Source organism: Haloarcula sp. S1AR25-4 (genome assembly GCF_031624555.1).
Taxonomy (GTDB): Archaea; Halobacteriota; Halobacteria; order Halobacteriales; family Haloarculaceae; genus Haloarcula; species Haloarcula pellucida.
Genome location: NZ_JAMQOR010000003.1, coordinates 395,580 through 419,635 on the forward strand (window position 1 = coordinate 395,580; position 24,056 = coordinate 419,635).

At 67.4% G+C, this 24,056-nt stretch carries 28 protein-coding genes; 18 read left to right on the forward strand and 10 right to left on the reverse strand.

The window, feature by feature from the left end:
- Nucleotides 1-88 precede the first annotated feature (88 nt).
- On the forward strand, nt 89-1,240 hold the full coding sequence (locus tag NDI85_RS15330; RefSeq protein WP_310916271.1) for a tubulin/FtsZ family protein: 1,152 nt from the start codon (nt 89-91) through the stop codon (nt 1,238-1,240).
- Here the strand turns inward: NDI85_RS15330 and NDI85_RS15335 are convergent.
- From NDI85_RS15335 to NDI85_RS15345, 3 genes are read right to left on the reverse strand one after another with little or no spacing between them, the layout of a single operon-like run.
- The gene (locus tag NDI85_RS15335) at nt 1,237-2,133 is read right to left on the reverse strand and encodes a hypothetical protein (protein ID WP_310916272.1); all 897 of its coding nucleotides are present in this window, start codon (nt 2,131-2,133) and stop codon (nt 1,237-1,239) included. The genes NDI85_RS15330 and NDI85_RS15335 overlap by 4 nt on opposite strands.
- Before the next feature lie 41 nt (nt 2,134-2,174).
- Complete coding sequence (locus NDI85_RS15340; protein WP_310916273.1) at nt 2,175-3,212, reverse strand: class I SAM-dependent methyltransferase family protein; 1,038 nt, start codon at nt 3,210-3,212, stop codon at nt 2,175-2,177.
- Nucleotides 3,205-4,338 (reverse strand): 60S ribosomal export protein NMD3, encoded by a 1,134-nt coding sequence (locus NDI85_RS15345; protein WP_310916274.1) that lies wholly within the window; start codon nt 4,336-4,338, stop codon nt 3,205-3,207. The genes NDI85_RS15340 and NDI85_RS15345 overlap by 8 nt, the downstream gene beginning before the upstream one ends.
- Nucleotides 4,339-4,489: 151 nt before the next feature.
- Here NDI85_RS15345 and NDI85_RS15350 point away from each other — a divergent pair, with 151 nt between their 5' ends.
- Together NDI85_RS15350 and NDI85_RS15355 are read left to right on the forward strand one after the other, a co-directional pair.
- Complete coding sequence (locus NDI85_RS15350) at nt 4,490-6,703, forward strand: histidine kinase N-terminal 7TM domain-containing protein (RefSeq protein ID WP_310916275.1); 2,214 nt, start codon at nt 4,490-4,492, stop codon at nt 6,701-6,703.
- Nucleotides 6,704-6,818: 115 nt separating this feature from the next.
- Nucleotides 6,819-8,876 (forward strand): thiol-activated cytolysin family protein, encoded by a 2,058-nt coding sequence (locus NDI85_RS15355; RefSeq protein ID WP_310916276.1) that lies wholly within the window; start codon nt 6,819-6,821, stop codon nt 8,874-8,876.
- 1 nt (nt 8,877) lies between these two features.
- On the opposite strand, the gene NDI85_RS15360 is transcribed toward NDI85_RS15355, so the two are convergent.
- Complete coding sequence (locus tag NDI85_RS15360) at nt 8,878-9,771, reverse strand: NAD(P)-dependent oxidoreductase (protein WP_189000115.1); 894 nt, start codon at nt 9,769-9,771, stop codon at nt 8,878-8,880.
- Between the two features lie 123 nt (nt 9,772-9,894).
- Between NDI85_RS15360 and htpX the strand changes: the two genes are divergently transcribed.
- The 4 genes from htpX to radA all read left to right on the forward strand — a co-directional run bounded on the left by htpX (nt 9,895) and on the right by radA (nt 13,326).
- Nucleotides 9,895-10,779 carry a zinc metalloprotease HtpX gene (htpX, locus tag NDI85_RS15365; RefSeq protein ID WP_310916277.1) on the forward strand — a complete coding sequence of 295 codons (885 nt, stop codon included), beginning with the start codon at nt 9,895-9,897 and terminating at the stop codon, nt 10,777-10,779.
- Nucleotides 10,780-11,066: 287 nt separating this feature from the next.
- Nucleotides 11,067-11,684, forward strand: a complete 618-nt coding sequence (locus tag NDI85_RS15370; RefSeq protein WP_310916278.1) for a PspA-associated protein PspAB — start codon at nt 11,067-11,069, stop codon at nt 11,682-11,684.
- 3 nt (nt 11,685-11,687) lie between these two features.
- Complete coding sequence (locus tag NDI85_RS15375) at nt 11,688-12,128, forward strand: hypothetical protein (RefSeq protein WP_310916279.1); 441 nt, start codon at nt 11,688-11,690, stop codon at nt 12,126-12,128.
- A gap of 151 nt (nt 12,129-12,279) precedes the next feature.
- Nucleotides 12,280-13,326 (forward strand): DNA repair and recombination protein RadA, encoded by a 1,047-nt coding sequence (gene radA, locus NDI85_RS15380; protein ID WP_189000103.1) that lies wholly within the window; start codon nt 12,280-12,282, stop codon nt 13,324-13,326.
- A 384-nt stretch (nt 13,327-13,710) separates the two neighbouring features.
- On the opposite strand, the gene NDI85_RS15385 is transcribed toward radA, so the two are convergent.
- Nucleotides 13,711-14,763, reverse strand: a complete 1,053-nt coding sequence (locus tag NDI85_RS15385) for an aldo/keto reductase (protein WP_310916280.1) — start codon at nt 14,761-14,763, stop codon at nt 13,711-13,713.
- 73 nt (nt 14,764-14,836) lie between these two features.
- Complete coding sequence (locus tag NDI85_RS15390; protein WP_310916281.1) at nt 14,837-15,850, reverse strand: type II CAAX endopeptidase family protein; 1,014 nt, start codon at nt 15,848-15,850, stop codon at nt 14,837-14,839.
- A 192-nt stretch (nt 15,851-16,042) separates the two neighbouring features.
- Here NDI85_RS15390 and NDI85_RS15395 point away from each other — a divergent pair, with 192 nt between their 5' ends.
- The 6 genes from NDI85_RS15395 to NDI85_RS15420 all read left to right on the forward strand — a co-directional run bounded on the left by NDI85_RS15395 (nt 16,043) and on the right by NDI85_RS15420 (nt 19,481).
- Nucleotides 16,043-16,945 (forward strand): acyltransferase, encoded by a 903-nt coding sequence (locus NDI85_RS15395; protein ID WP_189000094.1) that lies wholly within the window; start codon nt 16,043-16,045, stop codon nt 16,943-16,945.
- Between the two features lie 94 nt (nt 16,946-17,039).
- Nucleotides 17,040-17,288 (forward strand): hypothetical protein, encoded by a 249-nt coding sequence (locus NDI85_RS15400; RefSeq protein ID WP_189000091.1) that lies wholly within the window; start codon nt 17,040-17,042, stop codon nt 17,286-17,288.
- 30 nt (nt 17,289-17,318) lie between these two features.
- Nucleotides 17,319-18,026, forward strand: coding sequence for a hypothetical protein (locus tag NDI85_RS15405; protein WP_310916282.1), 708 nt, complete (start codon nt 17,319-17,321; stop codon nt 18,024-18,026).
- A 73-nt stretch (nt 18,027-18,099) separates the two neighbouring features.
- Nucleotides 18,100-18,786, forward strand: coding sequence for an ATPase domain-containing protein (locus NDI85_RS15410; protein ID WP_166967702.1), 687 nt, complete (start codon nt 18,100-18,102; stop codon nt 18,784-18,786).
- Nucleotides 18,783-19,193, forward strand: a complete 411-nt coding sequence (locus tag NDI85_RS15415; RefSeq protein ID WP_166967704.1) for a hypothetical protein — start codon at nt 18,783-18,785, stop codon at nt 19,191-19,193. The genes NDI85_RS15410 and NDI85_RS15415 overlap by 4 nt, the downstream gene beginning before the upstream one ends.
- 48 nt (nt 19,194-19,241) lie before the next feature.
- A complete protein-coding gene (locus NDI85_RS15420; RefSeq protein ID WP_189000084.1) occupies nt 19,242-19,481 on the forward strand; it encodes a CopG family transcriptional regulator in 240 nt (79 codons plus the stop codon).
- A gap of 67 nt (nt 19,482-19,548) precedes the next feature.
- Here NDI85_RS15420 and NDI85_RS15425 read toward each other — a convergent pair whose 3' ends face one another.
- A complete protein-coding gene (locus NDI85_RS15425) occupies nt 19,549-19,836 on the reverse strand; it encodes a DUF2795 domain-containing protein (protein ID WP_189000081.1) in 288 nt (95 codons plus the stop codon).
- Nucleotides 19,837-19,982: 146 nt separating this feature from the next.
- On the opposite strand from NDI85_RS15425, the gene NDI85_RS15430 reads away from it, so the two are divergent.
- From NDI85_RS15430 to NDI85_RS15450, 5 genes are all read left to right on the forward strand, one after another.
- Nucleotides 19,983-20,756, forward strand: coding sequence for a PHP domain-containing protein (locus tag NDI85_RS15430; RefSeq protein WP_310916283.1), 774 nt, complete (start codon nt 19,983-19,985; stop codon nt 20,754-20,756).
- Between the two features lie 54 nt (nt 20,757-20,810).
- Complete coding sequence (locus NDI85_RS15435; RefSeq protein ID WP_166967712.1) at nt 20,811-20,975, forward strand: DUF6757 family protein; 165 nt, start codon at nt 20,811-20,813, stop codon at nt 20,973-20,975.
- A gap of 96 nt (nt 20,976-21,071) precedes the next feature.
- Nucleotides 21,072-21,539, forward strand: a complete 468-nt coding sequence (locus NDI85_RS15440; RefSeq protein ID WP_310916284.1) for a cupin domain-containing protein — start codon at nt 21,072-21,074, stop codon at nt 21,537-21,539.
- A 32-nt stretch (nt 21,540-21,571) separates the two neighbouring features.
- Nucleotides 21,572-21,712: a hypothetical protein gene (locus tag NDI85_RS15445; RefSeq protein WP_310916285.1), complete on the forward strand. Its 141-nt coding sequence runs from the start codon at nt 21,572-21,574 to the stop codon at nt 21,710-21,712.
- Nucleotides 21,713-21,812: 100 nt separating this feature from the next.
- Complete coding sequence (locus tag NDI85_RS15450; protein ID WP_229783170.1) at nt 21,813-22,304, forward strand: HPP family protein; 492 nt, start codon at nt 21,813-21,815, stop codon at nt 22,302-22,304.
- Here NDI85_RS15450 and NDI85_RS15455 read toward each other — a convergent pair.
- Genes NDI85_RS15455 through NDI85_RS15465 form a run of 3 tightly spaced genes read right to left on the reverse strand, consistent with a single transcriptional unit; the run spans nt 22,301 to nt 24,049 of the window.
- Nucleotides 22,301-23,014, reverse strand: a complete 714-nt coding sequence (locus NDI85_RS15455; RefSeq protein ID WP_310916286.1) for a type 1 glutamine amidotransferase — start codon at nt 23,012-23,014, stop codon at nt 22,301-22,303. The two genes, NDI85_RS15450 and NDI85_RS15455, sit on opposite strands and share 4 nt — an antisense overlap.
- Before the next feature lie 59 nt (nt 23,015-23,073).
- Nucleotides 23,074-23,511 carry a DUF2085 domain-containing protein gene (locus NDI85_RS15460; protein ID WP_310916287.1) on the reverse strand — a complete coding sequence of 146 codons (438 nt, stop codon included), beginning with the start codon at nt 23,509-23,511 and terminating at the stop codon, nt 23,074-23,076.
- Nucleotides 23,512-23,521: 10 nt separating this feature from the next.
- On the reverse strand, nt 23,522-24,049 hold the full coding sequence (locus NDI85_RS15465; protein ID WP_220639412.1) for an NINE protein: 528 nt from the start codon (nt 24,047-24,049) through the stop codon (nt 23,522-23,524).
- Nucleotides 24,050-24,056 lie beyond the last annotated feature (7 nt).

Consider the following 24,056-nt stretch of genomic DNA (forward strand, 5'->3'; position numbering starts at 1 on the left):
CACGCCGTTCGGCTGACGGCTAATTAGGCGTTACGACGGGCCACGGGCGCGGGCATACTGTTAAGGCGACCCTACCGTACAATCAGGCATGCGTCTCGCACTCATCGGGGTCGGTCAGGCTGGTGGCAAGGTCACGGACGCCTTTCTGGAGTACGCCGACCGGACGGACAGCGACGTCGTCGTCGACGCGCTGGCGGTCAACACCGCCAAAGCGGACCTGCTGGGCCTCCAACGGGTCCCCGTCGGCAACCGCTTGCTCATCGGCACCGACCGCGTGAAGGGCCACGGCGTCGGCGCCGACAACGAACTGGGGGCCGAAATCGCCCAAGCCGACAGCGAGGAGGTGCTGGACGCCGTCGCCGACATCCCGACCCACGAGGTGGACGCGTTCATGCTCGTCGCCGGCCTCGGCGGCGGCACCGGGTCCGGCGTCGCGCCGTACCTCGCGAAGGAACTCGGCCGGCGGTACGAGGAACCGGTCTACGGGCTGGGACTGCTCCCCGCGAAGGACGAGGGCGGCATCTACGTGCTCAACGCCGCCCGGTCGTTCATGACCTTCGTCCGCGAGGTGGACAACCTCGTCGTCTACGACAACGAGACGATGAGTGGCGCCGGGGACAGTCTCGCCAGCGGGTTCGCGCGGGCCAACGAGCAACTCGCTCGCCGCTTCGGCGTCCTCCTCGCCGCCGGCGAGACCGACGGCCGCGCGGTCCCCGAGCAGGTGGTCGACGCCAGCGAGATAATCAACACACTCGCCTGTGGCGGTGTCTCTTCGTTCGGTTACGCGGCCTCGCCGGTCGAGCGCAAGCGCGGGTTCTTCGGCGGCAAGAAGGCCGCCGACGCCTCCGACGCGACGCCGCGCATCCTCTCGACGGTCCGGCAGGCCACGTTGGGTCGCCTCTCCCTGCCCTGCGAGATAACGAGCGCCGAGCGCGCACTCGTCGTCGTCGCCGGGCCGCCGGAGCTACTGAGCCGGCAGGGCGTCGAGAAGGCCCGCAACTGGCTGGAGGAGGCGACGGGGACGATGGAGGTCCGGGGTGGGGACTTCCCGGTCCCGGACGCCGACGAGGTGGCCGCCGCGGTGGTCCTCTCGGGGGTCAGCGACGTCCCGCGCGTCAAGGAACTGCAGGGCATCGCCATCGAGACCCAGCAGTCGATGCGCGAGTTGAGCGATCGCTCGGAGACGAAGCTCGCGGACCTGCTGTCGGTCACCGACGGCGACCTCGAACCGCTCTTCTAACCCCGCATCTCCTCCGGATACCGGACCTCGGCCCACCAGTCAGCGCCGTCGTAGCGGACCAGCCACGTCCCGCTGTACTCGGACACTTCGACGGCCACGTCGTCGTGGGCGCGGAACCGCTCGACGAGCGCCGTGAACGCTTCCGACGGCGGGTCCTCGGACTCGGCCTCGCCGTTCTTGGCGTCGTCGAGGATGGCTCGCTGGTCCGCCGAGAGGCCGTCGAACGAGAACCGGAACCGCTCGCGGGCGATGGCGGCCAACCCGGTCGCGTCTCGGGCCAGCAACTCGGCGCGGTAGCGGTAGTCGGCGACCGTGACCTCTCGGCTGTCGCGGACGGCGACCCCGAACGTCGCCCCGTCCCGCGTGACGCCGTCGTACTCGGGTTCTGGGACGACGACCGACTCGGCGGCCTCGGCGTCCGTGTAGCGCACGCCGACGCCGAGCGTCTCGCCCGGGTCCCGCGCCGTGTCGGAGTCGAAGATGCGGTCGAGTTTCTCCCGGTCGACGGCGGGGAGGTCGGCGTATGCGACCGTCCGCTCTGGTGTCGGGTCCGGGTCGACCGTCGACTCGACGCCGTACTGCGTCCGTGTTCGCTCGTTCGTCGCCTCGGAGTCGACGGCGTAGTACGACCCCTCGTACGCGATGGGCCACGTCGGGTCGAACGGCGGGTGTGTGTCGGTCACCGTCGCTCGCTCGGCGTCGTCCTCGATGGCGCCGACGGCGAGGTCACGGTACGAGTCGGCGAGGTCGCCGGTGGGAATCGCCCACCGGTCGGCGAGTGCGGCGTCGTCGCTCACGTCGGTCAGGCGGATGGACCCACGGGGGTCCGAACAGCCAGCGAGGGGGAGGGTCGCGCCGACGGCGACGGCGGCGAGGAACTGGCGGCGTCGCATACCCGAAGCTATCGGACGGTTGGTGAATAGTTTGTGGTCGGCTACTCGATCCGGGCGTCGACGACGACGTGGGCGACCCCCTCGCTGTAGCCCTTCACGCGTCGGGTGTCGAGCACCTCGACCGACCGGCCGGCGTCGTCCGCGGCGGCCTCCAGCCGCTCGATAGGGCGCTCGAAGACGAGCGCTTCGGGCGTCGCCTCGTGCATGTGGAGAACGCCGCCGGGTGCCAGCGCGTCGAGCGCGCTGTCGAGGTACTCGTGGGCCTCGTAGTAGCCCATCAGCACGCGGTCGGCGCGGGCCTCCCTCGCGAACTCCGGCACCACGTCGCGACAGTCCGCTCGATACGGCTGGACGTTCCGGTCGACGCCGTTTTGCATCACGTTCTCGACCAGATACCGGAACGCCGTCGGGTTGCGCTCGACGGCCGTGACGCTCGCGCCAGCGCGGGCCATCGGGAGCGTGAAGTAGCCGATGCCGGCGAACATATCGAGGACGCGCTCGCCCGCTTCGACTGCGTCGCCCATCCGCGCTCGCTCGGCCTTGTTCCCCGGCGAGAACATGACCTCGGCGAGGTCCAGTCCGTACCGGGTGCCGTGTTCGGTGTGGACCGTCTCGGTGTCGCCCTCCCCGGCGACGACGGTGACGTTCGGTTCGCGGTGGTCCCCGGAGATGCCGCCCCGGTCGAGCACCGTGTCGGCCTCGCCGTGGAGGGCGAGCAACGCCTGTCCGACCTCTTCGGGACGTGGGGCGTCGCCCACGTCGACGAGGACGACCGACCCGACGACGGCCCACGAGGACGGGGCGGCGTCGAGTTCGTCGTCGGTCCACCCCCGCTGCCGGAGGTGGTCTTCGAGGGTCCGCAGGCGTGGCTCGCCGACCTGCTGGACGATTTCGCGAACGTCGACCGTTTGCGGCGGAGCGGTCACGGGGACGGCGACGCCGTCGTCGTCCCACGAGCGGACGCTCCGGTCGGCGTCGTAGACGCCCTCGTTGGTCAGCGCGTCGATGACGGTCTGGGCGCGCGGTTTCGCCACGACGACGGCGAGACGCTGGTCGCGGTCGGCGTCGTCTTCAGGCATCGTCGCCGATCCCGTTCTCGGGCAGGACGTGCAGGCCGGCGGCGCTCTTGAACACGGTCAGTTCGTCGGCGCCGGTGTCCAGATAGTCCGGTCGCGGAATCGTCACGCTCTGGAAGGTGTCCGGGTCGAGTACCTGTACGGCGTTCTCGTCCTCGACGGCGACGAGCGTCGTCGTCTGGCCGTCCTCGCGGAAGCCCAACCGCTCGCCGTCGGGGGCCTCGCCCGCCTCGAAACTGGCCTCGTAGTGGTCGCCGGTCGCCAGTCGGACGCCCTTCAGGTTCCCCTGTATGGAGCGGACGAGGACTGGGCCGCCGCCGTCCTCGGGGTCGATAATCTCGCCCTGCTGGTAGCGGGGCAGGCGGACGGCGTAGGTCATCCGGTAGAGCTTCTGGCCGTCCTCGTCCTCGGTGATGAGGCGTTTCGAGTCCGAGTACGTCCCGCCCAACTGGGCGGTGATGCGCTTGGCGATGCCCAGTCCCATCTGGTTCGTCGATATCTTCATGTTCAGTCCCTCCGGGACCTCCTTCGTCTCGGTGATGAACGCGTTGCGGTCGCCGGTCTCCTCGCGGTCGGCGACGTACTCCTCGGCGGTGGTCTTCGCCCGCTCGATCTCCTCCTCGGTCGGGTCGCGTTCGTCGGCCCGCACCTGTACGACGCTGGCGAAGGAACCCCCGGCTATCTTCCCACAGCGCTCGCAGGTCTGTCGAGAGATGCTGACGGGGACGACGACCTCCTCGGTGACGGGCGTCTCGCGGACGACGCCGGAGAACTCGGCGTGCATCCGGATGTTGTTCTTGTCGACCTGTTCGGGGGCGACCTGCCACGCGATGGACTGGGCGTCGACGTGGATGCCCAGCGCCTCACTGACCTGTTCGACGGCGATATCCGTGTAGTCCTCGGCGCCGACGTCCACCCAGCGGTTCCCCTTGTGGACCGCGCCACACTGCGAGCAGACGCGGACCTGTATCTTCTCGGGGGCGTCCACGAGGTCGAACTCCTCGAAGTAGCAGGCGTCACACAGCACGCGCTCGGAGTCCCGCTGTGCGCCCGGAAGGTCCGGGCGGTCCTCGGGGTGTGCCGCCATCTCGTCCCCGCAGCGCGGGCAGAAGGCTCCAGACCGGCTCATTGTGCGCCGCTAGGCCGCTGTCGTGTTTAAACCGTGTGTTCTCGGAGTCGACCTGACTGTGAGCGGGTAGGTTAAGAACCGGGCCGTAGAACGTGCTGTCAATGGGATATCGGGGTCGGGTCCGGTATCGGCTACGAGGGTGCGCCGAGTCGTGACGCTCGCCACCGTCGCGCACGTGCTGTTGCTCGCCCTGTCGGTGCTGACGACGACGGCGCTGACCGGCTACGCGTGGCGGAACCGGGCCGAACACGGTGCCCGCGCGTTCTCGGGGCTGGTGGCAGCGTTTACGCTGTATGCGGGCGCACACCTCGTCGGCCTGCTGACCGCCGACCTCGGCGCGCGACTGCTCTGGGAGTACGTCCAGTGGACCGGCACGGCCGCGATCCCGGTACTCTGGATGCTGTTCGCCCTCGAGTACACGGGCCACGACGAACTGATTGACCGACGGACCGTGGCCGCGCTCTCGGTGGTTCCGGTCGTCACCGCCGCGCTGGCGTGGACGAACCCGTGGCACCACCTCATGTGGACGGACAACACGCTCGTCGTCGTCAGCGGCCTCGCTATCTTCGATCAGTCGTTCGGCCCGTGGTTCTGGGTGTTCACGGTCTTTACCTACGTCCTTATCACCACGGGCGGCTTCCTGCTCCTCCGTCTGGTGTGGTTCTCGGACCACCTCTACGCCGACCAGGCCATCCTGCTCGTCGTCGGTGTCACCGTCCCGATTCTCGCCAGCGCGCTGTCGGTGCTCCCGGTGGTACAGGTCGGACGGCCCCTCCTCGACCTCACGCCCTACTCCTTCGTCGTCTCCGGGTTCGCCTTCGGCTACGCGCTGTTTCGCCACCGACTGTTCGACTTGGTCCCGGCGACCAGACAACTCGGTCGGAGCGCGGTCATCCACCACCTCGAAGACGGCGTCGTCATCGTCGACACCACCCGGCGAGTGCTGTACCTCAACCCGACGGCGGCCGACTTGTTCGACTGTTCCTCGTCGGCGGCGCTCGGCCAACCGGTCCGCTCGCTCGTCGACGAGTCGGCCATCGACTTCGACACCGAGGACGCCCTCGCGGAACTGGGACTCGACGGCAACGTCTACGAGATACGCACGTCGCCGATTCACGACCGACACGGGCGACTGACCGGCCACACGCTCGTCATCCAAGACATCACGACCCGGAAGAACCGGGAGCGCCGCCTCGAAACCCAGCGCGAGGAACTCGAACGACTCGACAGCCTCAACGCGGCGATTCGGGGCGTCCACCGGGCGCTCGTCACCGCCACCAGTCGGTCGGAGATTCGCCGGGCGGTGTGCGAACGTCTCACCGAAGACGGCATCTACCGGACGGCGTGTGCGGCCGACCTATCGACGTTACAGGGGGAGGGAGCGGGATGGACTATCGCCGGGGCCGACGCCGACCCGTCGGCGCTTCCGGCGGACATCGCGAGCGCCGTCCCGGCCGAGTCTCGGGCAGCGGCGACTCCGGTCGTCGTCGACCCGGACGACCAGCGGGGGACGTGGACGGTGGTTCCGCTGGTGTACGGCCCGACGGTGTACGGCGTCCTCGCCCTCCGCTCGGCGGAATCGAGCGACGGCGATTCGACGGCAATCCCCGACCGGGAGCGCGAGGTGCTCGCGGAACTCGGCGAACTCATCGGCCACGCCAGCAACGCCGTCGAGACGCGCCGCCTCCTCAGCGCGGAATCGGTCGTCGAACTGGAGTTCGCCAGCCGCGACACCGACGGGACGCTCCTCGAACTGGCCGCGGAGACGGAGTGTTCCCTCGAACTGACCGGTATCGTCCCGAACGCCGTCGACGGCCACCTCGCGTACCTCCGGGTGGCGTCAGGGGAGGTCCCCGACGAGGACGCGCTGACGGCGACCCACTCCGACCGGATTCGGACGATTCGCGAAGACGAGGGGGGACTCGTCGAGTGGGCGGTCCCCGACGGGACGCTGGTCGGGACGCTCGTCGACAGCGGCGCGCAGGTCGTCTCCGTGACCGTCGAGGACAGGGTCACGACGGCCGTCGCCGAGGTGGCCCCCGACGCCGACGTTCGGAGTCTCGTCGAGGAGGTCAAAGCGGCGTTCCCCGAGACGCGCCTCGTCTCGAAGCGAACCCGCGACCGGCCCGTCGGTCGGCCCGACGGCATCTCCCGGGGAACCGTCGGCGAACTCACCGACCGCCAACAGGAGGTGCTGGAGACGGCCTACCGCGCCGGGTACTTCGACTGGCCCCGCGGGTCGACGGCCGAGGAAGTCGCGTCGACGCTGGACATCTCCGCGCCGACGCTCCACGGCCACCTCCGCAAGGCCGAAGCCAGACTGCTCACGGACCTCTTCGACGGCGACCGACGCGCAGACGACTGATCTCGAAATAGGGGGTTTACGGCCGTCTCTGTCGGTTTTGTGCCGCCCTATCGACACTCCCTACATACGTAGTGCCAACGTAGTAGCCAGCAGTTCACCATGTGGGTATCGAGATATGACAGACGACGAGCCAACGATGAGCAGACGACGACTCTTGGCGACTGCGGCCGCGGTTTCTGCGGGCGGCCTCGCGGGCTGTACCATCTCGACCCCCTTCGGCGACTTCGGGGCGTCGACCGATGACGACAGCGGTGGTCGCGATAGCGGCGGGGCCGCGACGCCCTCGCCGACGCCGGTGACGACGACCAGACAGCCCAGTACGCGGACGACCACGCCGACGCCCACGGACTCGCCGACTGCGGTGCCGACCAGTACACCGACTGCGGTGCCGACGGCGACGCCGACCACGAACCAGACCGACCTCCAACCGCTGACGCCCGACCCGTGCGTGATGACGGGGTCGTGTGTCAGTACGCCCGAACCGGTGGAGACGGTGACGATTTCGGACGACCCCATCTTCATCCCGGACGACCCCATTCTCTCGCCCGACATCGTCCTCGACCCGACGCTCGTCAACACGACCGATTCGACGCTCGGCGAGCCATCGAGCGTCGAGGAGGGCGGTGACCTCTCCGTGACCGTGACCCCGGAGACGAACAAGGCCGAGAACACCGCGCTCGGCGGGACGAACACCGAGCGCAACGGCGACATGATCTGTACGACGCAGCGCCGACAGGTCACCTCGGGGAGCGGGACGAACTTCCTGCTGGACCCGCAAATCGGGACCATCTGGCCGGGCGCGATACTCGAAGCCGAGAGCATCGCCCGCGGGCAGTTCTCGCCCGCGCTCTCCTCGACGCGGCGCAACGGCGTTCCGGCCAGTCAGATACGGAACCCGCTCGAACTCTCCATCTCGCTTCGCAACATCGATGGGCAGAACACCCGGAAACTCCAGACCCCTTCGCTGGGGTCGTTCCGGACCGCGCTCGACGACATCCTCGGGCAGTACGACCGGAACGCGAACACCCCCGCGAAGATGAACTTCAGCATCCACCAGATTCACTCCTCGAAGCAACTGGACGTGACGCTGGGGGCGCACTACGACAGCCTGAAACTGCAGGTCGACAACGAGTTCGACTTCTCGACGGAGTCCGAGACGAACAAGATATTCGCGCAGTTCTACCAGCAGTACTACAGCGTCGACGTCTCGCTGCCCAACCCCATCGCCAACGGCGTCGTCTCCGACCAAGGGGCGTACCTCAAGCCGAACGACGTGGTCGTCAAGAACGTCTCCTACGGCCGCCTCCTGCTTTTCTCGGCCGAATCGAAGTACGAGCGAACCGACATCGAGAACGCCCTCAACGTCGCGCTGAACGCCGGGTCGGGGCGCGCGACGGCGTCGCTCGACATCAAACACAAGCAAGTCCTGCGCGACACGCAAATCAACGTCCAAGTGCTGGGCGGATCCGCCCAGCAGGGCGCACAGACGGTGAGCAAACCGGGCGAAGGCGCGTTCGAGGCCATCCGGAACTTCATCCAAGACGGCGCGACCTACGACCCGAAGACCTCTCCGGGGGTCCCCATCGCCTACCAGACGAAGTACCTCAGTAATCTCGACACGGCGAACACCTATCTCACGACCTCCTACACCGAGCGCAACTGTCGGCCGACGACGCGGGGCTACCGGGTCCACAACATGTCGCTGGGCGTCATCGAGGAGAACGACCCCGGCAACGAGGAGGAACTGTACGGCGACGTGTACGTCGTCGCCTGGCCCGTCCCGAAGGGGAGCCAAGTCGTGGGCATCGACGACCGCATCGAACCGAAGGGCGGTCGCAGCGACGGCCGCGTCTGGCACCGCTCGAAGTCCTCGAACATCAACGTCACGCAGGGCAGTCGCAAGGACCTCGGCGTCGACGCCACCATCGAGTTCGACGACGCCCACGACCTCGACAACTCGCGGACCTATATCCAAGTGACCGCGGTTCCGCACGAACGCGACCCCACCTCCGGCGACGAGTTCGGCAACAAGAAGGCCGTCAAGTGGTTCCTCAACGAGCCCCCGAGCGACCCGGACCGCGCGGGCCGAGAGAAGGGGAAGTTCAGAGAGCGCTGGAACGACCGCAACAGCGAAATCGAACTCGCCTTTGACATCTCGCCCGTGCCGCTCTGAGTTACTCGCCTACCAGACTCGGTTCCGGCACGTCGGCGTCGGCCGCCTCGCGCCACGTGTGGGCCGGTTCCCACTCTAGCAGTCCCCGTGCCTTCGCCGTCGAGAGCGCCGACTGCTCGCCGTCCAGTTCGCACCGCTCGGGGACGTCGCCCCAGTGTTCCTCGACGAGGTCGGCGGTCGGTCGGCCGACGTAGTTGTCGGCGGCGGCCGCGTGAAACGCCTCGTGGCCCCCGAGGTCGGCGTCTAGCGCTGCTGCGACCAGCGAGGCTACGTCCCGCACGTCGACGTAGGACCAGCAGTTGCCCATCCCGCCGGCGAGGTCGCCCTCGGCCACGTCCCGACACGAATACTCGCCGGGGTACTGAATCCACGAGGGTCGTACCGAAGCCACGTCGACGCCGTCACGCCGGACGACCATCTTCGCTATCTCCTCGCCGGCCACCTTCGAGGTGCCGTAAGGGTCCTCGGGGGCCATCGGGTGGTCCTCGTCTATCGGCAGATAGGCGGGCAGCGGCGTCTCCTCGGCGAACGCGAGGCCGTACGCGCTTTCCGAGGATGCCCAGACGATATCGGCACCGGCCCGGCCCGCCGCGTCGAGGACGTTGTACGCCCCAGAGACGTTCGTATCGAAGACGCGGGTCCCGGCGTGGCGCTCGGGGGCCGGAATCGCAGCCCAGTGGACGACGGCTGCGGGGTCGTACTCCGAGAGGAGGTCACGGACCTCCGCGCCGTCGGTCACGTCGACGGCTTTGAACTCGACGTGCTCTCGCTCGGTGACTTCCCAGCCCGGGTGGTCCAAATCGACGCAGACGACGTGGTACTCGCCCGCGAGGTGGTCGCAAATCCAGCGTCCGGAGCGGCCGCGCCCGCCGGTGACGACGACTGTCTCGGTCATGGCTTCCGTTGTCGGTGACGACACATAGGTACACGGGCGCCTGCAAACGCCGCTCCCCGACGCCCCATGACAGATGAACGCACGATGGCGGGGTTTTAGACCGTTCGTCGCATACCCCCGGACATGCAGTGGCAAACCGACTGGGGACTCCGAGGGCGGATGGCCCTGACGATGTTCCTGCTGTTCGGGCTCTACATCGTCTTCTTGGGCCTCCTCACGCTGTACTTCGGGGACCGACTGCTCCCCATCGTCCTCGTGATGGCGCTGTTCCTCGGCGCTCAGTTCTTCTTCAGTGACAAGCTCGCGCTGTACTCGATGGGGGCTCGCGAGGTCGACCCCGACGAGTATCCCGAACTCCACCGGATGGTCGACCGCCTCTCCCAGCAGGCCGACCTCCCCAAGCCGAAGGTGGCCGTCGCGGACTCGCGCACCCCCAACGCCTTCGCGACCGGCCGCTCGAAGAAGAGCGCGGCCGTCTGCGTGACGACCGGGCTGATGCGCATGCTCGACGACGAGGAACTGGAGGGCGTCGTCGCCCACGAACTCGCCCACGTCAAGAACCGGGACGTGATGGTGATGACCATCGCGTCGTTCCTCTCGACCATCGCCTTCCTCATCGTCCGCTGGGGGTGGCTGTTCACCGGCGGCCGCGACCGCGGCGGCCAGCAACAGGCCCCGGTGTTCGTCGCCATCCTCGCCTCGCTGGTGGTGTGGATAGTGTCGTTCCTCCTGATTCGGGCGCTCTCCCGGTACCGCGAGTTCGCCGCCGACCGCGGCGGGGCGTCTATCACCGGCAAGCCCTCGGCGCTGGCGACGGCGCTGATGAAGATAGACAGCGGGATGGAGAAGGTGCCCAAAGACGACTTGCGCGGCCAGTCGGAGATGAACGCGTTCTTCATCGTCCCCATCCGCATCGGCTGGATCGGTCGCCTCTTTAGCACCCACCCCCCGACCGAGAAGCGCATCGACCGCCTCCGGGACATGGAACGCGAACTAGAGGGGGCCTGAGGAACCTGAGTCGGCGGGTTCGCTGCGGTTTTCACGACTTTTCACAGCCAGAAAGCCTCTCCCGGTTGGGCGTTCTACACGGTGGGACTGAAAGGGGCCGGACGCTCGGCGTTCGAGACGACGCAAGCACTGGACTGAGCGAACGATGTGAGCGAAGGAAGCGCACAGCGAGTCGCAGTAGCCGAGCGTCCGGGGGCTTTCTGGCTGTACACGACCGAGTCGTCAGTGTCGTCGGTCATCGTTCCCAGCACGAAAACCGCCTTATCCCCCGCCGACCACGTACGGGTATGGGATTGCTGGACGGACTCAAGAGCGTCCTCGGCGTGAAGGCCGAGGCCGACGCCACTCGCGACGCCGACCCCGAGGACCTCTTCGGGATGTCGACGGCGTTCATCACGATGGAGGCCGACCTCGGCTATACGCCCACCGGCGACGCCGCCCTCTGTTTCGGTGACGTGGACAGCACGGACTTTCAGGACGCCAAAGACGAGGTCGAGACCATTCTCGAAGCCGGGGAGGCCGAGACGGGCACCGTCGCGGAGTTCACGGAAGACGCCCACGGCTACCAGTGGGTGGTCCTCCACGACGACGACTTCGAGGATCTCGTGACCTCCATCCACTTCGCCGCCGACACGCTCATCGAACGACGCTACGGGTCGCGGTTGCTGGCCGCCCTCTTTGGCTTCGAGGACGAGCGGACCGGCGACCCCGTCTACTGGGTGTACTCCTTCCGCCGGGGGGCGTACTACCCGTTCGCGCCGGACCCCGACCGCGACCACGAGCGCAACACGACGGCGGAGTTCAAGTTAGAGAGCAACTTAGACGGCGAACTCACCGTCGAAGGGGACAAGGAGTTCTGGTACCCGCTGTGGCCCGACCGCGCCGGGGACCACCCGTGGGAGTAGCGCGTGGCTGACACCCCCGCCGTCTACGACCACTACCGACCGAGCGGGGCCGACTACCCCGACGGCGTCTACCGCGTCGTCGGCACCGACGACGACGGCGTAACGCTCCTGCGCGTGGCGGACGCCGGCGGCCGCCGGCGGCACACGGGCGAGGTGGTCACCGTCCCGACCGCCGACCTCTCGGGGTTCGAGGCGACCGAGAACCCGGACGGGAACCGGTCGCGGCGGGCCGTCGTCCGCTCGTCGCTCGACGGCCTCTACTGGTCGGCCCGCGCCTTCGTCCAGACGCTCGCGGAACGCCCGCTCCTGTCGACGGCCGCCCTCGCACTCTTGCTCGCCGGCGAATTCGGGCGGGACGTGCTCTCGCTGTCCGGGCTGCAGGCCGGCGCGCTCATCGTCGTCGGTGGGCTCGCGCTGGTCTACATCGGGAGCGGGCGTCTCTGACACCGTCGCCGCCGCGTCACTACCGGCCGGTTGCCTCCTTCCCTTCTAAACGTCCCGATACCGCTCTTCCCTGTCCCGCCGCCCTCTCACAGTTTCACTTTCACTCCGGTGTTAACGGGGGTTTATATGCCACCGGGCAAAACTCGTATCCATGTCCGCAAGCGAGGACCTCGAAGACCTGCCGGGCGTCGGTCCGGCCACAGCAGAGAAACTCAAAGAGAACGGTTTCGACTCCTATCAGGGGATCGCCGTCGCCTCTCCCGGGGAACTGTCGAACACGGCCGACATCGGTGAGTCCTCGGCCGCCGACATCATCAACGCCGCCCGTGACGCCGCCGACATCGGTGGGTTCGAGACCGGTGCGACGGTCCTCGAACGGCGCGAACAGATCGGGAAGCTCACGTGGGGCGTCGACGAGGTCGACGACCTCTTAGGCGGCGGCGTCGAGACCCAGTCCATCACCGAGGTGTACGGTGAGTTCGGGGCCGGCAAGTCGCAGGTGACCCACCAGCTAGCCGTCAACGTCCAGCTCCCGGCCGAACACGGCGGGCTGGAGGGAAGCGCCATCTTCATCGACTCCGAGGACACCTTCCGCCCCGAGCGTATCGAGCAGATGGTCGAAGGGCAGGACGACGAGGTACTCGAGGACACGATGGAACTCCACGGCGTCGCCGAGGAGGGCGAGGCCGACGCCACCGACGAGGCGATGTTCGACGCTCTCGTCGAGTCGGTCCTCGACAAGATTCACGTCGCGAAGGCGTTCAACTCTAACCACCAGATTCTGCTCGCGGAGAAGGCCCAGGAGATAGCCAGCGAGACCCAAGAGGAAGAGTTCCCGGTCCGCCTGCTCGCCGTCGACTCGCTCACCGCGCACTTCCGCGCCGAGTACGTCGGCCGCGGCGAACTCGCAGAACGCCAGCAGAAACTCAACAAACACCTCCACGACTTGATGCGCGTCGGCGACCTGAACAACACCGCCGTCGTCGTCACGAATCAGGTCGCCTCGAACCCGGACTCCTTCTTCGGTGACCCGACCCAGCCCATCGGCGGCAACATCCTCGGCCACACCTCCACCTTCCGGATCTACCTCCGGAAGTCGAAGGGCGATAAGCGCATCGTCAAACTCGTCGACGCGCCGAACCTGCCCGACGGCGAGGGCGTCATGCGCGTCGAGGAAGGCGGCCTGATGAACGAGTAACGCGGCTCCGTCTTTCCCACGCTGTCTCTCCTATTTCTCACCGTCTAGTGGTTGCGCCGGGACGGCGACGTTTCGCTCGTCCGAACTATGTGACGTGTCCCCGCGACCCCTTCGTTTCACCTCGAACCCGCTCATGTCCGGCGTCTGTCGGGCGTCAGACGCACCGGAGTGAAAGTGAACCGAGGGACGGAGAACCACCAGAGGGCGGCACATCTCCTGTCGAAACCGGGGGGTTGTGAGAGAAAACCACACGACGACGGCGCGATTCCACACGTCATCGGGGGTTAGGCTATCATCTGCAGATTCTGGGACGTTCGCGCGTCGCCGTCTGTCGCCAGCGCCGGCAAAAGGTGGTCGTCGGTCGTCCCGTCGTCGATACCGCCGTCAGTCGCCGGCCGACTTCATGCCGGTGTCTTTCAGGTCCTCGCCGCCCACCGAGGAGCGCAGGGCGTCCATCCCGTCGTCGCGGTCGATGCCGAAGTTGTCGGCGTACAGGTCCTGTACCCGCTCGAACTCCTCGTCGCTGAGCGCCGGCGTGTCGGGGGCGGCGGCCCACTCGTCGATGTCGTCGGTGGTGCGGAACGTCGGCGTCACGGAGGCGACCTCGTCGTGGGCGAGAAGCCACTGGATGGCGGCCTGTCCCATCGTTCGCTCGCCGTCCCGTTCGAGGAAACGGATGGACTCGACCTTCTCCCACCCGGTCTCGTACCACTCGGTCGGTCGGTGCGCGCGGTGGTCGCCCTCGCCCAGTTCCGTTTCGGGGGTGACCTGCTCGTTCAGCAGGCCCGAGGAGTGCGGGACGCGCGCGACGATGGAGGTGTCTGCGTCCTGTTCGCGGATGGTGTCCACGAAGTGCCGACCCGGCGTCTGCTCGAAGAGGTTGAACACGGTCTGGAGGACGTCGAACTCCTCGGCGACGGCCGCGTCGCCCTCGGCCAGCCAGCCGATGGAGGGGCCCAGCGCCCACCCGATGGCGTCGACTTTCCCCTCCTCGCGGAGTTCGTCGAGCGTCTCCAGGACGTCTTCGTCCACCTCGTCGACGTTGGCGTTGTGGAGCATCAGCACCTCGACGTGGTCCATGTCGAGGCGGTCGAGCGAGCGGTCGAGGGCCGTGCGAATCCACTCCGGCGTGACCTTCTTCGGCAGTTCGCCGTGGCCCGCCTGCGGGTTGTTGTAGAAGTCGTAGCCGACCTTCGTAGAGACGGTCACTTCCTCGCGCACCTCAGAAAGCGCCTCGCCGACGAGTTCCTCGCTGTCGCCGTGGCCGTAGACGTCGCCCGTGTCCACGAACGTGACGCCCCGGTCGACGGCGTGCTGGACCATCTCGATGGCGTCCTCGCGCGTCCGGTCGCCCCACCAGTCCGTGCCGACGACCCAGGCACCGAAGCCGACTTCCGAGACTTCGACGCCCGAATTCCCGAGGGTATCGTACTTCATAGTGACGTGTTGGGGGGCTCCGCACTTATCCGTCGTGGTTCACCACCGACAGCGAAGTCGACGCTCGCGTACACTACGAGTCTATCGAGCGCGTCCGAATCCGGAGGTCCGGCGTGGCGATGGCCTCCAGTATCTCGACCTCGCCGTACTCTCTGTGGACCCACCACGCCAGCGCCGCCGTCCCGACGACGAGCAGTGGGAGGGCAACGAGACCGCCTTCGATACCGAACCGACCACCGGTCACGACGGCCGGGCCGGTCGATTCGGTACTCAAAAGCGCGGCGCCGGTGTCGAGGCCGCTGACTGGGAAGTCCCACAGCGAGAGGGTGTAGTTCCACGCGACGTGAAAGCCACAGGCGATTGCGAGACGGCCGGTGAGGACGTAGCACGCGCCCAGCAGGATTCCGTAGAGCGTGATGTTCACCGTGCTGAGAAGCGAGGCGCTGGGGTTGGCAAAGTGGAGGAGGCCAAACAGCGCGCCCGTCGCGGCGGTGGCGGCGACGACCGCACGCCACTTCCCGAGCGTGCCCGCCAGCCCTTCGGCGAGGTTCGTCAGGAGGTAGCCCCGCACGATGATCTCCTCTGCGGAGGCTTGCACGACGAAGAAGGGGACGAGCAGTGCGAGTCGAACCAGCGCGCCAGTGGTCCCGAACACGAAGCTATCGGTGGGGCTCGTCGACAGGACGCCCGTAACGGTGGTGAATCCGACGGCGACCTGTCCGGCCAGTGCGAGCGTCGGGAGGCCGAACCCGAGCGCGAGGCCGAACCCGGCGTCGCGCCACCACTGGCGGTCCGGGTCGAGACCGTAGTCGGCCAGCGTCCGGCGGTCCAGCAGGTAGCCGATGCCGAGACCACCGACCGAGAGCGCGAGAAAGCCCCACGTCTGCTCGGCGATGGCGTAGAGGGCCGGTGTGAGTCCGGTCGTGCGCTCCGGAGCGGGAACGACTCCGAAGAGGGCACCGAGGACGATGCCGACAAAGCCCGCGAGAAACGTCCAGACGATGAGCCGCCACGGCGTGCGCAACCGTCGCTCCGCGGGATTGATGAGGTACCCGCGTACTTCCATGATGAAGTCCGACCTGACCATGTCGGGGCGTCGGCCGGCGGCGGTTTATACTGTTGGCTCCCGACCGGACGACGGCGCGACCCTCACGCGACGGCCATCGAACGGTGGCCCACGGCGACACTGGCGGCCCGGTCGGCCGCTGCTGACGTCGGTGTCTCCCCGTCACCGACCGGTAAGGAAACCCCTATTGCCGGCCACGCCGTTCGACGCCGTATGACCAAGCGCCACGTGTCGTTACCACCGCTCGCCGAGGAGGGACTCAGAGCGTTCATCGACGAAGTCGACGAACGACTCTCGGGCGAGGAGGACACCTGCGACGTGGTCACTGACGTCCTTATCGACCTTCACGGGGACCGGGACGCCTACGAACGCTGGCAGTCCGGCGAGGACGTCTCACCTGCAGAACGGGTCCGTCTGCAGGGGTACGACCCGTGTAACACCACGCTGGAGAGCGAGTATTACGCCGAGAAAGACGAAGAGCGGTTCAAACGCTCGAAACACCTCCAGTGGCTCTGGCGACAGTTCGACGCGACGCCGATGGCCGACAACGTCGAGTTCGCGCTTCGTTTTCGCCGGATGCTGGCCGACCACCTCTTCGAGTCCTGCGGAGAGAACTGCCGATTTTTCAAGGGCATCTCGTTTACCTACGGCCACAACATCGAGGTCGGCGACAACGTTGTCGTCCACGACGACGTCCACTTAGACGACCGCGGGAAACTCACCATCGGCGACCGGGTCTCCATCTCCGACGACACCCACATCTACAGCCACGACCACGACGTCGTCGACCAGACGCACGTCGACAACTTCCACACCGTCATCGAGGACGACGTGCGCCTGACCTACGACTCGATGGTCCGGGCCGGCGTCCGCGTCGGCGAGAACGCCATCCTCGCCGCCAAATCCATCGCTGGCAGCGACATCCCCGCACACCACATCGCCGCCGGCACCCCCGCGAAGTCCATCGCCATCAAGGACGGGTGGGAGTCGGTGGCCGACCCGCTCGAAGACGCGAACGACGACCGCCGCGACGAGCGACGACTCGACTACGACCTCCCCGACGACATCGACCCGTTCGACGAGTTCCAGCGCGACCTCACGCCGCCGGACCGCTGAGCTCCCGCCTTCTTCGGCGGACGGGCGTCGCTGACAGTATCACACCTGAAACTGTGGCCCGAACACCGAAGTAGCAGTTCGACAGAGAACGCCCATGGACACCTGGGTGTGGCTCACCGCGTACGTCGTCGGATTCGGACTGCTACAGGTCCTGCTCTACCGGTACTTCCGGCGGAGCGACCCCTCGCCCGAGACCACCGAGGGACGCGTCGACCGCCACGGCGGTCACGGGTCGCCGGGCACCGACGTACAGGGCGTCGTCCCCTGTGACCACTGCGGGACGGTCAACGAGGCCCACCGGATGGTCCGGTACTGCCGGTCCTGTACCGAGTCGCTCCGGTAGCCCTTTGTCCGCCCACAGCGACGTCCGGCTATGCGGAGCGTCGCCATCAACGTCGCGGCCAACACCAACGAACCCGGCTTTCGCGGCCCGTGCTATCCCGACGGCGGGTTCGAGTACGTCCCGATTCCGGAGTCGAAACCGACCGCCGACCCGGTGCCGACCTACGCCGACCTCGATTTGGCGACCGACGTCAGCGGCGTCGCCGACTGGCCGGTCCACTTCGACCCCGAGTTTCCCGAGGCCGGCGGCGAGCGCTACACCTACGGCGACGAACACGGCGTGAAGGCCGGGCCGCTCTCGGAGCTCTCGGCCGGCGACTACCTCTTTTTCTACGCCACGCTGTCGACCACCGACGAGGTACCTGACTGGGCGCCGCCGTCGTGGGGTGCCTTCGTCGTCGGGCACTTCCGACTCGCCCGGGACGCCGTCACCGGCGAGCAGTACCGCTCGATGGCCGACGACGAACGGGCCGTCTTCGCCTCGAACGCCCACGTGAAACGTGCCGAGTTCGACGCCCGCGTCCTCGTCCTCGGGGACCCCGACGACTCGCGACTCTACGAGACGGTCGTCCCGCTGTCTGAACCGACCGGCGGGACGGACGCGAACTGGCTGGTGACCGAGCGCTCCTCCGACTCGGGGAAGGGGCCGTGGTGGCGCCGGCCGATGCGGTTCGACGAGTCGGGGACGGCGACGTTGCTGGACCTCGCCGACCGCGACCCGGGCGCTGTCGAGCGGTGAGTGCGGCGGGGGAGTTATCACCGGTGAAAACGGAGTACCAAGACATATGTCCAGACGCGCGCATGCTGGTGGTATGCGTATCTCTAGCGGTGTGCCCGGCTTCGACGAACTCGTACAGGGGGGGTTGCTCACCGACCGCCTGTACGTCGTCAGCGGGCCGCCGGGCAGCGGCAAGACGACCTTCTGCTCGCAGTTCATCACACAGGGGGCCAAAGAGGGCGAAAGCTGTCTCTACGTGACGATGCACGAGACGAAAACGGAACTGATGCAGGACATGTCCGGCTACGACTTCGGCTTCGACCGGGCCATGCAGTCCGACGCCGTTCAGTTTCTCAACCTCGTCACCGAGAGCGGCAAGCGCACCATCACCCAGTTCGGCACCGACGGCGGCCTGACCAACCGACTGGTCGCCTACATCGAGCAGAACGACATCCAGCGGGTGGTCATCGACTCGACGATGCTCCTCCAGCACTTCATGAACGACGTCGACAGCGAGATTACGGGCTTTCTCTCGGCGCTGAAACAGACCGAGGCGACGACGCTGCTCATCTCCGAGATGACCGACCCGTCTTCCTACAGCGACGAACACTACCTCGCCCACGGGGTCGTCTTCTTCCACAACTTCCTCGAAGGCGGGAGCATGACTCGCGGCGTGCAGGTCATCAAGATGCGCGGGACGGCCATCGACTGTGACATCCGCGAGATATCGTTCAGCGACCGCGGGTTGCAGGTCCACGCCGACACGAAGGTCGAGACATGAGCCGTTACGAGCGCGAGTTCGACGCCGACTGGGACACGCTCGGCAAGGACGAGGCCACCGATAGGGCCTACGCCATCGGCGTCGCCGAACGTCTCGGTGAGTACAACCGGGAGGAACTGGAGGCCATCTACGCCGAGATGGGGTCGGCGTACCACCGGAGCATGGTCGAACTCGCGTACGACGAGGGCCGCAACGAGGCCAAGGCGGCCGCCGAGAGCGGCACCGACAGCGCCGACGCCGTCTGGGCCGAACTGGTCGAAGGCGAGACGACGTTCGTCGAACCCGACGACGTGCCGACGGGCGGCCGCGACGGCCTCCCGAAGGCGCTGGAACCGACGGAACTGCTCGACCGGCAGTCCGTCGACAGCACCGAGGCCGTCGACCGGCCGGACTTTCTGGAGCGGTAGCGCACGTCCCCAACAAGGTTATAAGCCAGACCGGACAAGCCGCCGCGTATGAGCAAAATCAAAGTCGAGTTACCGGATCAGGTCGACTCCGATATCCAGCGTCTCGTCGAACAGGGCGAGTTCCTCAACCGCGATCAGGCCGTCGAAGACCTCCTCTCCCGAGGCATCTCGGCGTACAACACGACGACCGAGGAGTCCGAGACGGAGATGGACGACGACATGTTCGGCCAGACGGCGGCCGAACAGCAGGACCCCGCCTTGCGGGACGACGACGAGTTCGGCTTCTGAACGCCGCTGTCGCTCGGCGGTGATCGCGCGAAAACGGTTGAGCTGGGGTTGACTGGGCGGTGTGCCTTCAGAACGAGACTTCTTCGGGGCCGTCTTCGCCCATGCAGACGGGGTCGCGGTCCGAGTAGCCTTTCCGGCCGATGGCCTTACTGGAGACGCCCGCGTACGCCGTCAGTCGCGCGTCTTCGGCCGTCTCGAACGTCTCCGGCGCCGAACGACTGAGCGCGTCGCGCAGCGTCTCGGTGCCGTTTGGCAACTCCAGTGTCATGTCGCCTTCGGCCTCGATGAGTTCTTCGGTGGTCATGGGGTAGTCGTACGCTTCGAACGCCTCTGCCGCGTTGGACATCATTCGCATACGACGGAAAAGTGCATGGTAGATAATAAACCTTCACTATTGATAATGTTAATACACCTTAGTGCGTTTAAGGTACACGCGAGAAACGCTCACACGACGCACGACTCGGTAGGAAGTGGCTTGTCGCTGGCGCCGGACCGGGCCGTATGGTCGTCGCGGATCTCCACGTCCACACGACACGTTCCGACGGGTCGCTCACTCTCTCGACGCTCCCCGACGCCGCCGACCGCGCCGGCGTCGACGTCGTCGCCGTCACCGACCACGACCGGGTCCATCCGTCCCTCGATGGCCCACTGACGACCCGGGACGCCCTCACCGTCGTCCACGGCATCGAACTCCGCGTCGAGGCCGACGACCAGCGACTGGACCTGCTGGGATACGGTCTCGATCCGACCGCGGAACTCCGCGAGGAGTGTGACCGCATCCAGCAGAACCGCCGCGAACGCGGTATGCGTATCGTCGAGTGCGTCGAGGACCGCCTCGACGTCTCGCTCCCGGTCGAACCCCGTGCGGGGCTGGGTCGCCCGCACATCGCATGGGCCATCGCCGATGTCTCCGAGTACGGCTATCAGGAGGCCTTCGAGGAACTCATCGGCGACGACTGTCCGTGTTACGTCGCCCGCGAGGTCCCCTCGTTCGAACGCGGACGGCGGCTGCTCGCGGCGGCCTGTGGGCTCGTGGGCCTCGCCCACCCGTTCCGGTATCCGGACACCGAGGGCGCGTTAGCCCGCTGTGCTCGCCTCGACGCCGTCGAGCGGTGGTACCCATACGACTGGGCCGTCGACACCGAACTCGTCGAGGACGCCATCGCACGGTACGACCTCGTCCCGACCGGGGGGAGCGACGCCCACGACGAGACGCTGGGGCGGGCCGGCCTCGACGCGGCGGCGTGGGAGCGCGTCCGGGCCGAAATCGTCTGACGGCTGGCAGACGGAAACCGAGGGTTCAATGCGGTACAGTCCCAAGTCTGTCGTATGCAGTGTCACTACTGCGACCGCGACGCGGACATCGCTGTCGAGAGCGACGGCGTCAAAGTCGGGGTCTGCAAGACGCACTTCCGCGAGCAGATGGCCGAACTCGAGAACGCCGACTGGCTCGACGAACTCGACGAGGAACTCGACATCGACCGTCGGGAGTAAGCAGTCGCCCTCGCAGTACGGATCCGGCGGCGTCGACCCCTTGAGGGGACGGTCAGCCCGGACCAACGTTTTATCCCTCCCCGCACAGACCCGACCATGGAACGGGTCAGTCTCGACGCCCTCGACGACCGGATGGGGCCCGCGACGGTCAAGCGCGCCCTCTCGACGGCGCTCTCGACCACGGAACTCGCGCTGAACTACTACGAGCTAGCGCCCGGTGAGACGTTCGGACTCGGGTATCACCGCCACCCCGAGCAGGAGGAGGTGTTCTACGTCCAGTCGGGAACCGCCACCTTCGAGACGGAACAGGGTGAGGTCACCGTCGACGCCGGCGAGGCGATCCGCTTTGCGCCCGGCGAGTGGCAACTCGGACGCAACGACGGTGAGGACCGCGTCGTCGCGCTGGCGATGGGTGCGCCCAAAGACGCGAGCGAGACGGAGATGGTCCGCCACTGCGAGGACTGCAGTGAGCGGACCACACAGCGCGTCGCACTGAGCGACGACCGCGACGCGCTCCTGACGCTCTGTACAGTGTGTGACGCCCAGACCGGCCGGTTCACCTAGACTTACGTATCGGGCCGCCGACGCTGTGGCCGATGCTCTCCATCGGCCAGAAACTCGTCGCCCTGATTACCCTCGTGTTGCTCGTCACCGTCGTCGTCGTGTTCTCACCGGTGTTCGCGCTCGTCACGCTGTTCGTCGCCGTCCCGCTGGCTATCGCGATTCTCCGGCGGTAGCGTCGGTACGGCGACACCGCCGTGATGGGCCGCTCGGCCGAACGAGCGGCCCGTAGCGGAACGTCACCGTTTTGTCCGGCCACGGGGACGTACGGCCACCGTGGTCGAACCGTACACCCGCCGCGCGTGGATCCGACAGGGCATCCGGGTCGGAGCGCTGCTGTCGGCGCTGGGCGCCGTCGTCTGGCTCAGCGGCCTCCCGTTCCTCTTTCCCAGTCTCGGCCCGACGGCGTATCTCTTCGCGACGCGGCCGGCCGCCCCGGAGTCGTCGGCTCGTCGCGTGCTGGGCGGCCATACCGTCGGCGTCCTCGCCGGTCTCCTCGCGTACCACGTCGTCGCCGGCGGCGTCGTCATCACCGCGTCGATGGGGGCCGCGACGCTCGGCACGCTCCGTCTGGCGGCAAGCGGCGTCGTCGCCGTCGCGCTGACCACGGCGGGGATGCTCCTCACCGACACCGGCCACGCGCCGGCCTGTGCGACGACGCTCATCGTCGGCCTCGGCATCCTCTCCTCGCCGCTACAGGCCGGTATCATCGTCGTCGCCGTCGCCGTACTCGTCACAGAACAGGCACTGCTGACCCGACTGGGCTAGTCGTCGCTGGCGACGCGGGCCGCGTCGCCCTCCGCCGCCCGTCGGGTTCGGACGTAGTCCGTGAAGTTGTCGAACACCTGCTTGGCCTCACAGGCCGCCCGGTAGTTCTCCTCGGTGATACCGTCTAACACCCGCTGGATGCGCTCGTCGGGGAGGTCTTTCCCCTTCGTCACTGTCTCCGCCGTCACCGGGTCGTACTCTGGGTGGAACTGCACCGCGAACACGTCGCCCTTCCGGAAGCCGTGGACGCCGTAGTCGTTCTCGGCGAACAGTTGAGCGCCCGGCGGAATCTCGGCGACGTGGTCCGAGTGGGTCGTGAACACGGTGAACTCGTCGTCGACGCCCGAGAGCAGCGGGTTCTCCCCGTCGTGTTCGACGGTCCGGTAGCCGATCTCGTACTCCGGCATCGCCTCGACGCGACCGCCCAGCGCGTGGGCGAGCAACTGGTGGCCGAAACAGACGCCCAGGAACGGCAGCCCTCGGTCGACGGCCTCGCCGACCCACGCTTCGAGGTCGGCAATCCACGGCTCGTCCCAGTAGACGGAGGCCCGCGAGCCAGTGAGCAGACAGCCGTCGAACGCGAAGGTGTCGGGTAGTTCGCGTTCGGTCACGTCGTACTCCACGAGGTCGGCGTCGAGTTCCCGCCGGAAGTTCCGGCGGTTGTCCTCGCCGTCGTGGGCCGCGTTCAGCAGGGCGATGCGCAGACTCATCGACTCTAGAAAACGGGTGGACAACCAAAAATGCCTGCATCCACGGCAGGAACTGCCGTTCACTCGGACGTCAGCCACAGGCCGGCCGCCGCCAGCGCGCCGTATCCGACGGCAATCGCCAACAGGGCCGGTCGCCACGTGGTCAGGACCCACGGGAGCGCGAGGCCGTACGCCACGCCGAGCAGTCCGCCCGTCGCCGTCCTGACGGCGTTCGTCCCGCGTCGCTCGGTGACCGTCGTCACTGCCCAGTCGACGAGCGCGGGGAGCGGTCCGAACGCGACGACCGGGAGCCACGCTCCGCGGCCGACACCGAGCAGAAAGACGCCGACCCCGAGCGCGATACCGGGGTAGATGCCCGAACAGCGGGCACAGAGGTGGAGCGTCCGCCCACCGACGGCGAGTCGGTGACAGCGATGCCGCTCCGCGGGGATGTGATGCGAGAGGAGGTACGGGAGCGTCGCGGCCAATCCGCGACGGAGTTCGCGACGGCGGTCCACGCTCGCCGCCTCACTCGCCGCCGTACTGGCGCTGAAACTCGTCGTCGGTCTTCGTGAGGTAGATGATACCCTCGATGACGCCGACGAGCGCCGGGATGAAGGTCCACGAGAAACAGAGGTAGAGGACCCCCAACCCGACGTTCCCGAGGTAGAAGTGGTGGATGCCGAGGCCACCCAGCAGAATGGCGAAGATGCCCGCCGTGACGCGGTCCACGTCGCGGCCGTCGCCCGACTCACCCGCGTCGACGTCGCTCTGTCGGGCGCCACAGTCCGGGCAGTACGCCGCGCTCGCGGCGATTTCGGTCCCGCAGGCGTGGCAGTACTTCGAGCCGTCGCCCGGCGAGGACGCCCCGGTCGCGCCGCCCGTCGATTCGTCGAGTCGCTCCCCGGTCTCGGGGTCGTACTCTGCCATCGAGTCGGTGTCCGGCGTCTCGTCGGCCGTCTCGCGCTCCTCGGGGTCTGGGTCGGTCGCTCCCTCGTCCGGCGTCTCGTCCGCCGGGTCCTCGTCGTCGGAGGAGGCGTCGTCGGCAGGGGACATATCTACC